Consider the following 13,277-nt stretch of genomic DNA (forward strand, 5'->3'; position numbering starts at 1 on the left):
ACCATGATTGAGTCGTTAATACGCTCTGCGCTGCAACAGCGCATCGTGGTGGTGGTGCTCGCCCTCGCCATGATGGTGGCTGGTCTTTTTGCAGTGAACAAACTGTCGGTGGATGCCTTCCCCGACGTGACCAATGTGCAGGTGCAAATCGCTACCCAGGCCACTGGTCGCTCGCCAGAAGAAGTCGAGCGCTTCATTACCGTGCCGCTGGAAATGTCGATGACCGGCTTGCCCGGCCTGACCGAAATGCGCTCCCTCAACAAGAACGGCTTGTCGCTGATCACCCTGGTGTTCACGGACGACACCGATGTCTTCTTCTCGCGCCAGCTGGTCATGGAGCGCCTGATGGAGGTGATGGAACGCATGCCGGAAGGCGTGACGCCTGTGCTGGGGCCGGTGTCTACCGGTCTGGGCGAGGTGTACCAGTACACGCTGGATAAACCCGCGGATGGCAAGCAGGAGCTTTCCGTTTCCGAGCTGATGGAGCGTCGCGCCGTGCAGGACTGGGTGGTGCGGCCTCTGCTGCGCGGTATCCCCGGTGTGGCAGAAATCAATTCACAAGGCGGTTACGTCAAGCAATACCAGGCGCTGGTGAACCCGGACCGCATGAATCACTACGGCGTGAAGCTGCACGATGTGTATCAGGCGCTGGCACGCAACAATGCCAATAGCGGCGGCGGCATTCTCCCGCATTACGCCGAGCAGTACCTGATCCGCGGTGTGGGTCTGGTGAAAAGCCTGGAAGACATCCGCCGTATCGTGATCAAGGAGCAGAATGGCACGCCGGTTTACATGCGCGATGTGGCCGAAGTGCAACTGGGCCATGAGGTACGGGTCGGTGCGCTGCTGAAGAATGGCGAGACCGAGTCGGTAGGCGGTATTGTCATGATGATGCGTGGCGGCAATGCGAAAGAAGTTGTCAGCCGCATCAAGGAACGCGTCAAGGAAATCAACGACAAAGGCATGCTGCCCGGTGGTTTGCAGATCGTGCCTTTTTACGACCGTAGCGAGCTGGTCGATGCCGCATTAAGCACGGTGACCAAGGTGCTGATCGAAGGTATTTTCCTGGTGATCATCGTGCTGTTCCTGTTCCTGGGTGATGTGCGCTCCAGCCTGATTGTGGTGGGGACGCTGATCCTGACGCCGCTGATTACCTTCATGGCGATGAATTACTACGGCATTTCCGCCAACCTGATGTCGCTAGGGGGCCTGGCGATCGCCATTGGTTTGATGGTCGATGGTTCGGTGGTAGTGGTGGAGAATACTTTCCACCATCTGGGTCACCGCAAGGATGAAAGCAAGATCCGCGTGGTATTCGAAGCGGCGGCTGAAGTCGCGACCCCGGTGCTGTTTGGCGTGGGCATCATCATCCTGGTATTCCTGCCGCTGATGACCTTGCAGGGCATGGAGGGCAAGATGTTTGCGCCGCTGGCCTACACCATTGCGATCGCGCTGTTTGTGTCGCTGGTGCTGTCGCTGACGCTGACGCCGGCCATGTGCTCGTTCATCCTCAAGGGCGGTAGCGGCGAAGATACGCGCATGATCCAGGCCATGAAGCGGCCTTATCTGCGGCTGCTGGATGCTTCCGTCAGCAACCCCAAGAAGACCGTCGGCATCGCCGGGGCTGTGTTCGTTGGCACCCTGATGTTGTTCCCCTTGTTGGGCACGGCGTTTATTCCCGAGATGAAGGAGGGCTCGATCGTGCCTAGCATCATCCGTACCCCGAATATTTCGCTGGAAGAATCGATCAAGCTGGAACAGGAGGCATTGGCGAGCATTGCCAAGGTCGATGGTGTGCGTGGAGTGGTGTCTGGTGTGGGGCGTGGCGAGAGCCCGGCAGACCCGCAGGGGCAGAATGAATCCACGCCGATTGTCAGCCTGAAACCACGTGATGAATGGCCCGAAGGCTGGAATCAGGACAGCATTGCCGATGCCATCCGCGAGAAGATCAAGCACATTCCTGGCATCCAGGTGGTGATGTCGCAGCCGATTGCCGCGCGGGTAGCCGAGCTGGTGACGGGCGTGCGTTCCGATGTCGCCGTCAAGGTGTTTGGTTCGGATATCAGCGTGCTGAAAGCCAAGGCCGATGAAATCGCCCGCGTTGCCGGCACTATCCCCGGCGCGCAGGATATGCGGGTGGAGAAGATGACCGGCCAGCAATACTTGACCATTGATATTGACCGCGAAGCCATTGCCCGTCACGGCATCAATGTGGCGGATATCCATGATGTGATTGAAACCGCGATTGGCGGCAAGGTGGCGACCGAGGTATTTGAGGGCGAGCGCCGCTTTGAAGCTGCGGTGCGTTTCCCCGAGTCCTTCCGGAACAATGTGGATGCTATCAACCACATCATGGTGACCTCAGCCAACGGTTCGCGCGTGGCGCTGAAAGATCTGGCGGATATTACCGTACGTGATGGCCCGACCCAGATAGCCCGCGAGTCTGCCAAGCGCCGTATTGTGGTGGGCGTTAACGTGAAAGACCGTGACCTGGGTGGCTTTGTCGCCGAGTTGCAGCAAAAGGTGGAAGCCAAGGTCAAGTTGCCCGAAGGCTATTACATTGTCTGGGGCGGTCAGTTCCAGAACATGGAGCGGGCGATGAGCCATCTGATGGTGATTATTCCGATTACCATCGGCGCGATTTTCTTCCTGCTGTTCCTGCTGTTCAAGTCAGTACGGTTTGCCACGCTGATTATTCTGGTGCTGCCATTTGCCTCCATCGGCGGGGTGATTGCCCTGTTTGTGACGGGCGAATACCTGTCGGTCCCTGCCTCGGTGGGCTTTATCGCCCTGTGGGGTATCGCGGTGCTGAACGGGGTGGTGCTGGTGTCCTACATACGCAGTTTGCGTGATGAGGGAAAATCACAGCTGGAAGCCATCAAACAGGGCTGCGCCCAGCGGTTCCGTCCGGTCATGATGACCGCCACGGTCGCCATGCTGGGTCTGGTGCCTTTCCTGTTTGCCACCGGGCCTGGCTCGGAAGTCCAGCGGCCGCTGGCAATTGTGGTGATCGGCGGTTTGATCACCTCCACCGTGCTGACGCTGGTGGTATTGCCAACGCTGTATCGCTGGTTTGAAGAACCCCGTGTTGAAGCATGAGGAGTGAACCATGAAAGAGATTAAAGCTGTAGTGCAGCCACACCGCTTGCCCAAGATTCGCTCCGCCCTGCGCAATATCAAGGGTTTCCCCGGCATGACGGTCAGCAAGGCGGATGGTTGCGGTCACCATCTGTCCAACACGCACAATGTGCGCGAAGAGCTGACCGATTACAGCCCCAAGGTGCGCATTGAGCTGGTGGCGCCGGACGAGCTGGTCGAGGGCATCCTGCAGGTGCTGGTGGAAGTGGGGCATACCGGTCAGCATGGCGATGGCATCGTCTGGGTGACTCCGGTTGAGCGCATGATACGCCTCTCGGAAAAGATCATCGTCCATGATTGCTGAGTAAGCGTTTCCCGTTGTAACACCATGCAAAAGGCCCCGTTGTGGGCCTTTTGCATGTCTGCCGCATGATGATTGCTAAGCCGACGGCTTATCCTGTACTCTTTGGGGCACATCAACTCGCAGAGGGATGAAGCATGCATGTTGCCGTGCCTGAATTCCTTGCATGAATCATGAGGTAAGTTTTGATCGAATCTCTCATCCGTGGTGCCTTGCGGCAGCGTATTGTCGTGGTTGTTATCGCTGTAGCTCTCCTGATTGCCGGCTTGTTTGCCGTAAAAAAACTGTCAGTGGATGCTTTCCCGGATGTGACCAATGTGCAGGTGCTGATTGCCACCCAAGCTACAGGCCGCTCGCCGGAGGAGGTAGAGCGCTTCATCACCGTGCCGCTCGAAATCGCCATGACCGGTCTGCCTGGCCTGACCGAAATGCGCTCCCTCAACAAGAATGCCCTGTCGCTGATCACCCTGGTGTTTACCGACGATACCGATGTCTATTTCTCTCGCCAGCTGGTGATGGAGCGCCTGATGGAGGTGATGGACCGCATGCCGGAAGGCGTGACGCCAGTGCTGGGGCCGGTGTCCACCGGTCTGGGCGAGGTGTATCAGTACACGCTGGATAAACCTACCGACGGTAAAAAAGAGCTCTCGGTGAACGAGTTGACCGAGCGTCGCGCGGTGCAGGACTGGGTGGTGCGGCCTCTGCTGCGCGGTATCCCCGGTGTGGCAGAAATCAATTCGCAAGGCGGTTACGTCAAGCAGTATCAGGCGCTGGTGAACCCGGACCGCATGAATCACTACGGCGTGAAGCTGCATGATGTGTATCAGGCGCTGGCGCGCAACAACGCCAATAGCGGCGGCGGTGTGCTGCCCCATTACGCCGAGCAATACCTCATTCGCGGCATCAGCCTGATCCAGAATCTGGACGATATCCGCAACATCATTCTCAAAGAGCAGAACGGCACGCCGGTGTATATGCGCGACGTGGCTGAGGTCAAGCTGGGATATGAGGTGCGAGTAGGCGCGATTCTCAAGAATGGCGATACCGAATCCGTGGGCGGTGTGGTGATGATGATGCGCGGCGGTAACGCCAAGGAAGTCGTCAGCCGCATCAAGGCCCGGGTAAAGGAAATTAATGAAAAAGGCATGCTGCCAGGTGGTTTGCAGATCGTGCCGTATTACGACCGCAGTGAGTTGGTAGATGCCGCGCTGCATACGGTGACCAAGGTGTTGATCGAAGGCATCGTGCTGGTGATCGTTATTCTCTTCCTGTTCCTGGGCGATGTGCGCTCCAGCCTGATTGTGGTGGGGACGCTGATCCTGACACCTTTGATTACCTTCATGGCGATGAATTACTACGGCATCTCGGCCAACCTGATGTCGCTAGGGGGCTTGGCGATCGCCATTGGTTTGATGGTCGATGGTTCGGTGGTAGTGGTGGAGAATACTTTCCACCATCTGGGCCACCGCAAGGATGAAAGCAAGATCCGCGTGGTATTCGAAGCGGCGGCTGAAGTCGCGACCCCGGTGCTGTTTGGCGTGGGCATTATCATTCTGGTGTTCCTGCCACTGATGACCTTGCAGGGCATGGAAGGCAAGATGTTTGCGCCGCTGGCCTATACCATTGCGATCGCGCTGTTTGTGTCGCTGGTGCTGTCGCTGACGCTGACGCCGGCCATGTGCTCGTTCATCCTCAAGGGCGGCAGTGGTGAAGATACCCGCATGATCCAGCTGATCAAGCGCCCGTATGTCAGCATGCTGAGTTGGGCACTGTCCAACGAGAAGAAAACCATCATGCTGGCGGTGCTGGTGTTTATTGGCACCCTGGCGATTGTGCCGCTGCTGGGCAACTCGTTTATCCCGGAGATGAAGGAAGGCTCGATTGTGCCCGGCATCAACCGCGTGCCGAATATCTCGCTGGAAGAATCCATCAAGATGGAAAGCGAAGCCATGCGCCTGATCATGGAAAAGGTGCCCGGCGTGAAATCGGCGGTGTCGGGCGTGGGGCGTGGCGAAAGTCCGGCGGATCCGCAGGCGCAGAATGAGTCCACGCCTATCATCAGCCTCAAGCCCCGCAACGAATGGCCGGAAGGCTGGACGCAGGATGATATTGCCGAAAAAATGCGCAGTGTGCTGGCTGAGCATTTGCCAGGCGTGCAGATCATCATGGCGCAGCCGATTTCCGACCGCGTGGATGAGTTGCTGACTGGCGTGCGGGCGGATGTCGCGGTCAAAATCTTCGGTGAAGACATGGTGGTGCTGAAAGCCAAGGCCGATGAAATATCGCGCATTGCCTCGACCGTGCGCGGCGCCACTGAAATCAAGGTGGAAAAAGTCTCCGGCCAGCAATACCTGAATATCCGGATTGATCGGCAGGCGATTGCCCGGCATGGCATTAACGCGTCGGATATTCACGATGTGATTGAAACGGCGATTGGCGGCAAGGTGGCGACTGAAATTTATGAGGGTCAGCGCCGTTTTAGTGCCGCCGTACGTTTTCCCGAAAGCTTCCGCGATAATGTGGATGCCATCGGCAATATCCTGATCACTTCCCCCAATGGTTCACGCGTGGCACTGCGCGACCTTGCGCACATCGAAGTGCGTGATGGCCCGGCCCAGATCAGTCGTGAGCTGGCCAAGCGCCGCATTGTGGTTGGCGTGAATGTGAAGGATCGCGATCTGGGCGGCTTTGTAGCCGAGTTACAGAAGACGCTGGACAAGCAGCTCAAGCTGCCTGATGGCTACTATATCGAATACGGTGGGCAGTTCCAGAACATGCAGCGTGCCATGAGCCATTTGATGGTGATTATTCCGGTCACCATCGGCGCCATCTTCTTCCTGTTATTTTTGTTATTCAACTCATTGCGCTACGCCACCATGATTATCATGGTGCTACCATTTGCTTCCATAGGCGGGATTATTGCTTTGTTTGTCACAGGCGAATATCTGTCCGTACCGGCATCGGTCGGCTTTATTGCGCTGTGGGGCATTGCCGTACTGAATGGCGTGGTACTCGTATCTTACATACGCAGCCTGCGCGACGAAGGTTTGCCCCAGATGGAAGCGATTATGCAGGGCTGCAAGCAGCGTTTCCGCCCGGTGATGATGACGGCTACCGTGGCCATGCTTGGCCTGGTGCCGTTCCTGTTTGCAACCGGCCCGGGTTCCGAGATTCAGCGGCCGCTGGCGATTGTGGTGATCGGCGGTCTGATCACCTCCACCTTGCTGACCCTGGTGGTGGTGCCTACGCTGTATCGCAAATTTGAAGAGAAAAAAATAGAAGCCTGAGCATATTCAGGCATGACCAGAATAGAGGTTAAGGGATGAAAGAAATTAAAGCCGTGGTGCAACCCAACCGGTTGCCCAAAATTCGCTCCGCCTTGCGCAATATCAAGGGGTTTCCGGGCATGACGGTGAGCAAGGTGGATGGTTGCGGCCATTTTCTTGCCAAGCCTTCAGGCGGGATACGAGAAGAACTGACCGATTACAGCCCCAAGGTGCGCATTGAGCTCGTCACCCCCGATGAGCTGGTGGAGGGTGTGTTGCAGGTATTGGTGGAAGTTGGTCATACCGGTCAGGTGGGCGACGGCATCGTCTGGGTCACCCCGGTAGAGCGCATGATCCGCCTGTCGGAACAGATCACCGTGCTGGAGTGCTGAGTCCGGCAGTTTGGACTCTTTATGCATGAGTACCCAAGGCCCCCAGCGGGGCCTTTGTGCTGCGTTTTGCGTGCATGATCATGCTGGCTATCCGCTTTGGCTGGCGCGAGTCTGCGCCTATATTTCCTCCGGAATCTCCGGGATTTTGCAGTAGAATTGCGCCATGAATCTTTACTCCCTGGCTAAACCCCTGCTGTTCACGCTGGATGCCGAGCGTGCCCATGACCTGACTTTGCAAGCGCTGCGCACTGGCGAGCGCTATGGCCTAAATCGCATATTGGGGCAGGGCGCATTGCCCGCCACGCCGCGGCGTGTCATGGGCCTGGATTTTCCCAATCCGGTGGGCCTGGCAGCGGGCCTGGATAAAAATGGCGCATGCATTGATGGCCTGGCCCGCTTGGGCTTCGGCTTTATTGAGGTAGGAACGGTCACGCCGCGCGCGCAGCCTGGCAACCCCAAGCCCCGCATGTTTCGCTTGCCAGCGGCGAATGCCATCATTAACCGCTTTGGTTTCAATAACCATGGCGTGGATCAGTTGCTGGAAAATGTGCAACAAGCGCAATATCGCGGCATTCTCGGTATCAATATCGGCAAGAATTTCGATACCCCGAATGAGCGTGCGGTAGATGACTATCTGATCTGCATGCGTAAAGTCTACGCGCATGCCAGTTATATCACGGTGAATATTTCTTCACCCAATACCAAGAATCTGCGTCAGTTGCAGGAAAAAGAAGCCCTCTCACAACTGCTGGCTGCCTTGAAGCGCGAGCAGCAAGTGCTGGCCGATCAGCATGGCCGCTATGTGCCAGTGGCCCTGAAAATTGCGCCGGATTTGCAGGATGAGCAGATCAGCGAAATTGCCCGCTTGTTGATGCAGCATCAGATGGATGCGGTGATTGCGACTAACACTACCTTGTCGCGTACCGCCGTGGAGGGCATGCCACATGCCAGCGAGACCGGCGGCTTGTCCGGAGCTCCCGTGCGTAATCTTTCCACGCGGGTTATTCATGCATTGGCGACGCAGCTGGCGGGCGCATTGCCTGTTATCGGCGTCGGCGGTATTTTGTCGGGGGAGGATGCCCGCGAAAAGATCGAGGCGGGTGCCAGCCTGGTTCAACTCTACAGCGGGCTGGTCTATCGCGGTCCAGCGCTGGTCAAGGAGGCATGTACCGCGATCGGTTAATGTCGGGAGAACGTCATGCGCAAAAATGTGGGTTCCAATGATAGCGTGATGCGAATATTGTCCGGTGCGGCATTGCTGGGGGCGATGTACTGGGTCGAGTCGCCCTGGCGCTGGCTGGGCTTGTTGGGCATTGCTTACCTCATTACCGGCATATTGCGCTGGTGTCCGGCCTATGCCTTGTTCGGCGTCAGTACCTGTACGCCACCTGTCGACGAGTGATGCTGCTGCCTGTTCTGTATTCCTATCGTCGTTGCCCTTATGCCATGCGCGCTCGCATGGCCTTGCGCTATGCGGGCATTGACGTTGAGATTCGTGAAATTTCGCTGCGTGATAAACCGCAGCACTTACGCCAAGTCTCTCCCAAGGCTACTGTTCCGGTCCTGATATTGCCCGACGGCCAGGTGATTGATCAAAGCCTGGATATCATGCAATGGGCGCTGGCGCAGCATGATCCCGAACAATGGCTGGGGCAGAGTGACGCTGCCATGCATGCGCTGGTGAAACAGAACGACGAAGAATTCAAGCGAGTTCTGGATCGCTATAAATACCCTGATCGTTATCCAGAACATCCACAAAGCACTTACCGCGCGGATGGCGAGCGCTTTCTGCAGCTGCTGGAATCCAGTTTGCATCTGCATGGATGCCTGTTTGGTACCAGCCCGACGTATGCTGACATCGCCATATTCCCGTTTATACGGCAGTTTTCCATGGTGGAACCGGACTGGTTTGTGGTCGCGCCTTACCCTCGGTTGAAGACGTGGTTGGCGCAGCGGATACAAAGCCCGCTGTTTGAGTCCATCATGGAAAAATATCCTACCTGGCAAGAGCTGACGGCCGAGTCCTCAGGTATCACCTGAGCTTCCTCCAGTTCCGGGGCTGACGCCTCTGTAAATCATCGCGGCCATATAAAAAAGCCCCCGTCCATCGCTGGAGCGGGGGCTTTTTTGTGTGGATCGAACTCAGTCTGCCGTATGCGTTTCCAGGGCAGGGCTATTGTTGGTATCCCCATCCTCAAAATGCAGCTGGATGGCATCGTTCTCGTCGATATCCACTTCGACGCGACCACCATTGGCCAGGCGACCAAACAGCAACTCGTCGGCCAGACCACGGCGTATGGTGTCCTGAATCAGGCGTGCCATCGGACGTGCGCCCATCAGTGGGTCGAAGCCCTTCTTGCCGAGATAAGCCTTGAGTGCATCGGTAAAGGTGACTTCGACCTTCTTCTCGTGCAGCTGATCTTCCAGTTGCATGAGGAACTTGTCGACCACACGCATGATAATTTCCTGCGACAGTGGTGCAAACGATACCGTGGCATCCAGACGATTGCGGAACTCGGGGCTGAACAGGCGCTTGATTTCAGCCAGATCGTCACCCGCTGTTTTACCCAGCGTAAAGCCGATGCCGGTCTTGGAGATGGCTTCTGCTCCGGCATTGGTGGTCATGATGATGGTGACATTGCGGAAATCCGCCTTGCGGCCGTTGTTGTCGGTCAGCGTGCCATGGTCCATCACCTGCAGCAGGATGTTGAAAATATCCGGATGGGCTTTTTCAATTTCATCGAGCAGCAGTACGCAATACGGATGCTTGTTGATAGCCTCGGTCATCAGGCCGCCCTGCTCAAAGCCCACGTAGCCAGGAGGCGCACCAATCAGTCGCGATACCGCATGACGCTCCATGTATTCGGACATGTCAAAGCGTATCAGCTCTATGCCCAGAGTGTAGGCCAGCTGGCGTGCCACTTCGGTCTTGCCGACGCCAGTGGGGCCGGAGAACAGGAAGGAACCGATAGGCTTGTTGGTGCTACCCAGGCCGCTACGCGCCATCTTGATGGCAGCAGACAATGCCTCAATGGCCTTGTCCTGACCAAATACGGTCGCCTTGAGATCACGTTCCAGCGTTTTCAGCGCATTGCGGTCATCGCTGGAGATATTCTTGGGCGGAATGCGCGCTACCTTGGCAATAATGTCTTCGATTTCCTTGTTGCCAATGACTTTCTTCTGCTTGGACTTCGGCAGGATGCGCTGCGCAGCACCGGCTTCATCAATCACGTCAATCGCCTTGTCTGGCAGGTGACGGTCATTGATGTACTTGGCGGCAAGCTCCGCTGCAGTGCTCAAGGCAGCCATGGTGTATTTCACGCTGTGGTGCTGTTCAAAGCGCGACTTCAGGCCTTTGAGGATTTCCACGGTTTCAGCCACGGTAGGCTCAACCACATCCACCTTCTGGAAGCGGCGGGAAAGCGCGTGATCTTTTTCAAAAATGCCGCGGTACTCCTGATAGGTGGTCGCACCTATGCATTTGAGCGAGCCATTGGACAGCGCAGGCTTCAGCAGGTTGGATGCATCCAGGGTGCCGCCACTGGCAGCACCTGCGCCAATCAGTGTATGGATCTCGTCAATGAACAAGACGGCATCGGGCTGCTCAGCCAGTTTTTTCATCACGGCTTTGAGGCGTTGCTCAAAATCGCCGCGGTATTTGGTACCGGCCAGCAGCGCACCCATGTCCAGTGAGTAGATGACGGCATTGGCCAGCACTTCTGGCACATTGCCTTCGACAATGCGGCGTGCCAGACCTTCGGCAATGGCGGTTTTACCCACACCAGCTTCGCCTACCAAGAGCGGGTTGTTCTTGCGACGGCGGCACAGGGTTTGAATGACGCGTTCGATTTCATTGCCACGCCCGATCAGTGGGTCGATCTTGCCTGCCAGTACTTGCTGGTTGAGATTGAGTGTAAAGCTTTCCAGCGCGCTACCAGGCGCAGCTTCGGCTTCAGCCTCCTGCTCGGTTTCTGCGCGTTTGCTGGTGTTGTCGGTGACCTTGGCAACGCCATGGGCGATGAAATTCACTACATCCAGGCGGGTAATGCCTTGCTGATGCAGGAAGAAAACGGCGTGCGAATCCTTTTCGCCATAGATGGCGACCAGCACATTGGCACCGGTGACTTCTTTCTTGCCGGAAGACTGCACGTGCAGAATGGCGCGCTGAATCACGCGCTGGAAGCCGAGGGTAGGCTGGGTATCGACTTCGTCCGAGCCCTCTACAATCGGGGTGTGTTCTTCGATGTAGTGCACCAGTTCGGAACGCAAAGTGTCGAGATTGGCACCGCAGGAGCGCAACACGTCCGCCGCTGTCGGGTTGTCTATCATGGCCAGCAGCAGGTGCTCCACCGTGATTAGCTCATGGCGTTTTTGCCTGGCGTCCATAAAGGCCATATGTAGTGAGACTTCAAGTTCCTGGGCGATCATTTTGCACTTCCTCAGACTTCTTCCATTGCGCATTGCAGCGGATGTTGATATTCACGGGCATAGCCCAATACCTGATTTACTTTGGTTTCGGCGATGTCGTGCGGATAAACGCCACAGATACCTGCGCCTTCCGTATGAACTTTGAGCATGATTTGCGTCGCCTGTTCACGGCTTTTGTTAAAAAAACGCTGAATCACTTCTACAACAAATTCCATGGGGGTGTAGTCGTCGTTCAACAGAATCACTTTATACATGGACGGCGGTTTGGGCCGAGCCGTTTGCTTTTCTGTGACGATTCCCTCTTGATGCTTCGTACTTGCCATAGTGATGCCTATTTTGAGCCGAATCAGAAATAATTCAAGCCTGAATTAAGTGTGGGTAATCCGGCCAGTTCGACTGTTTGATGATATGAATGCAAATTTCGCGCCCGCCTTAGCCTCCCAAGGCGAAGCAGGCCGGGGTGCTAGGGGTAAATGCGGACGCTTTTGACGATACGGTCATGGGTTTGCACGATTTCAAGCGCGTGCGTGCCAATCTTGAAGCTGGTGCTAGGCTCCGGAATATCCTCAAAATGCTCAAGTACCAATCCATTTAATGTTTTGGGGCCATCCAGCGGTAAATTCAAGCCCAACTTGCGATTTAAATCGCGCAGGCTGCTGGAACCATCCACCAGCCAGCTGCCATCTTCTTCGTGTATGTACTTGCTGGTGCGCAATGGCGACTGGGTGGTGAAGTCGCCAATGATCTCTTCCAGTATGTCTTCGAGCGTGACCAGGCCTTTCAGTTCACCGTATTCGTCCACCACCAGCCCCATGCGTTGCTGCTGCTCCTGAAATTGCTGCATCTGGGTGTATAGCGGGGTGCCGGAAGGCACAAAGTAGGGTTCGGCGATAATCTCCTGCAAGGCTTCCTTGTCTAGCTCGCCACCGCGCAGCTGGTTGATGACACGCCGCACATGGATAAAGCCAATAATTTCTTCCCCGGGACCCTGTTTGACCGGGAGCTGGGTGTGATGGCTGCTGGAGATATGCTGCAATATGTCATCCATTGGAGCATCCATGTCGATGGTATCGATCAGGGTATGCGCGGTCATCACGTCATCCACCGTGATCTTTTCCAGCTCAAACAGGTTCAGCAGGATGGTGCGGTGCTTTTTTGGAATATAGCTGGCCGAATCGCTGACGATGGTACGTAGCTCCTCCATGGAGATGGCATGGCTGTGGTCGGCAAAGTTGACGCGTATTCCCAGCAATCGCAAGAGGCCGCTGACAAAGAGATTCACGAACCAGACGGCCGGGTATAACACCTTCAACAAGGGGTAAAGGATATAGCTGACAGCAAACGCCAGTTTTTCCGGGTAGGCCGCTGCAATGACTTTGGGGGAGATTTCCCCGAACACGAGAATGAAGAAGGTGACGCTCAGGGTGCCTATCATCAGCACCCACTCGCCTTCGCCCAGCAGCTGCACGCTAATGACGGTTACCAGGGTGGCCGAGGCGGCGTTGGCAAAATTGTTGCCGAGCAGTATCACGCCTAGCAGTTTGTCCGTCTTGCTCAGCAGGTGGCTGGCGAGGCGGGCGCCGCGGTGGCCGCCTTTTGCCAGATGGCGCAACCGGTAGCGGTTGAGCGACATCAGGCTGGTTTCAGCGATGGAAAAAAAGGCGGAAATCAAAAGCAGCACGGCAAGAGCGCCGAGCTGCATGGGTAAGGGAATGGTGTCCAAGGGGGAACTGGCGTTAAGCGATACCGCTA

At 56.3% G+C, this 13,277-nt stretch carries 10 protein-coding genes; 7 read left to right on the forward strand and 3 right to left on the reverse strand.

The window, feature by feature from the left end:
• Positions 1-3 precede the first annotated feature (3 nt).
• The 7 genes from ACWWD9_RS03350 (at position 4) to ACWWD9_RS03380 (ending at position 9,137) form a co-directional block, all read left to right on the forward strand.
• On the forward strand, positions 4-3,099 hold the full coding sequence (locus ACWWD9_RS03350) for an efflux RND transporter permease subunit (RefSeq protein ID WP_455867727.1): 3,096 nt from the start codon (positions 4-6) through the stop codon (positions 3,097-3,099).
• A 10-nt stretch (positions 3,100-3,109) separates the two neighbouring features.
• Positions 3,110-3,442 (forward strand): P-II family nitrogen regulator, encoded by a 333-nt coding sequence (locus tag ACWWD9_RS03355; RefSeq protein WP_013442967.1) that lies wholly within the window; start codon positions 3,110-3,112, stop codon positions 3,440-3,442.
• A gap of 182 nt (positions 3,443-3,624) precedes the next feature.
• Positions 3,625-6,726 (forward strand): efflux RND transporter permease subunit, encoded by a 3,102-nt coding sequence (locus ACWWD9_RS03360; protein ID WP_159355146.1) that lies wholly within the window; start codon positions 3,625-3,627, stop codon positions 6,724-6,726.
• 35 nt (positions 6,727-6,761) lie between these two features.
• Entirely contained in the window at positions 6,762-7,097 is a 336-nt protein-coding gene (locus ACWWD9_RS03365; RefSeq protein ID WP_013442965.1) for a P-II family nitrogen regulator, read from the forward strand.
• Positions 7,098-7,260: 163 nt separating this feature from the next.
• A complete protein-coding gene (locus tag ACWWD9_RS03370) occupies positions 7,261-8,280 on the forward strand; it encodes a quinone-dependent dihydroorotate dehydrogenase (RefSeq protein WP_455867728.1) in 1,020 nt (339 codons plus the stop codon).
• A 15-nt stretch (positions 8,281-8,295) separates the two neighbouring features.
• Positions 8,296-8,499, forward strand: coding sequence for a YgaP family membrane protein (locus ACWWD9_RS03375; protein ID WP_013442963.1), 204 nt, complete (start codon positions 8,296-8,298; stop codon positions 8,497-8,499).
• Positions 8,499-9,137 carry a glutathione S-transferase gene (locus ACWWD9_RS03380; protein WP_455867729.1) on the forward strand — a complete coding sequence of 213 codons (639 nt, stop codon included), beginning with the start codon at positions 8,499-8,501 and terminating at the stop codon, positions 9,135-9,137. Before ACWWD9_RS03375 ends, ACWWD9_RS03380 begins: the two co-directional genes overlap by 1 nt.
• Before the next feature lie 102 nt (positions 9,138-9,239).
• Here the strand turns inward: ACWWD9_RS03380 and clpA are convergent, their stop codons facing one another.
• The 3 genes from clpA to ACWWD9_RS03395 all read right to left on the reverse strand — a co-directional run bounded on the left by clpA (position 9,240) and on the right by ACWWD9_RS03395 (position 13,227).
• Positions 9,240-11,525 carry an ATP-dependent Clp protease ATP-binding subunit ClpA gene (gene clpA, locus ACWWD9_RS03385; protein ID WP_455867730.1) on the reverse strand — a complete coding sequence of 762 codons (2,286 nt, stop codon included), beginning with the start codon at positions 11,523-11,525 and terminating at the stop codon, positions 9,240-9,242.
• An 11-nt stretch (positions 11,526-11,536) separates the two neighbouring features.
• A complete protein-coding gene (clpS, locus tag ACWWD9_RS03390) occupies positions 11,537-11,848 on the reverse strand; it encodes an ATP-dependent Clp protease adapter ClpS (RefSeq protein ID WP_015830794.1) in 312 nt (103 codons plus the stop codon).
• Positions 11,849-11,988: 140 nt separating this feature from the next.
• A complete protein-coding gene (locus ACWWD9_RS03395; RefSeq protein ID WP_015830793.1) occupies positions 11,989-13,227 on the reverse strand; it encodes an HlyC/CorC family transporter in 1,239 nt (412 codons plus the stop codon).
• Positions 13,228-13,277 lie beyond the last annotated feature (50 nt).

The organism is Methylovorus sp. SPW-M1, assembly GCF_053848825.1.

Excerpts from the sequence above, each read along its gene's own strand:
- ACWWD9_RS03350 (WP_455867727.1), top strand. The coding sequence starts at position 4 with ATGATTGAGTCGTTAATACGCTCTGCGCTGCAACAGCGCATCGTGGTG.
- ACWWD9_RS03355 (WP_013442967.1), top strand. The coding sequence starts at position 3,110 with ATGAAAGAGATTAAAGCTGTAGTGCAGCCACACCGCTTGCCCAAGATT.
- ACWWD9_RS03365 (WP_013442965.1), top strand. The coding sequence starts at position 6,762 with ATGAAAGAAATTAAAGCCGTGGTGCAACCCAACCGGTTGCCCAAAATT.
- ACWWD9_RS03370 (WP_455867728.1), top strand. The coding sequence starts at position 7,261 with ATGAATCTTTACTCCCTGGCTAAACCCCTGCTGTTCACGCTGGATGCC.
- ACWWD9_RS03375 (WP_013442963.1), top strand. The coding sequence starts at position 8,296 with ATGCGCAAAAATGTGGGTTCCAATGATAGCGTGATGCGAATATTGTCC.
- ACWWD9_RS03380 (WP_455867729.1), top strand. The coding sequence starts at position 8,499 with ATGCTGCTGCCTGTTCTGTATTCCTATCGTCGTTGCCCTTATGCCATG.
- clpA (WP_455867730.1), bottom strand. The coding sequence starts at position 11,525 with ATGATCGCCCAGGAACTTGAAGTCTCACTACATATGGCCTTTATGGAC.
- clpS (WP_015830794.1), bottom strand. The coding sequence starts at position 11,848 with ATGGCAAGTACGAAGCATCAAGAGGGAATCGTCACAGAAAAGCAAACG.
- ACWWD9_RS03395 (WP_015830793.1), bottom strand. The coding sequence starts at position 13,227 with ATGCAGCTCGGCGCTCTTGCCGTGCTGCTTTTGATTTCCGCCTTTTTT.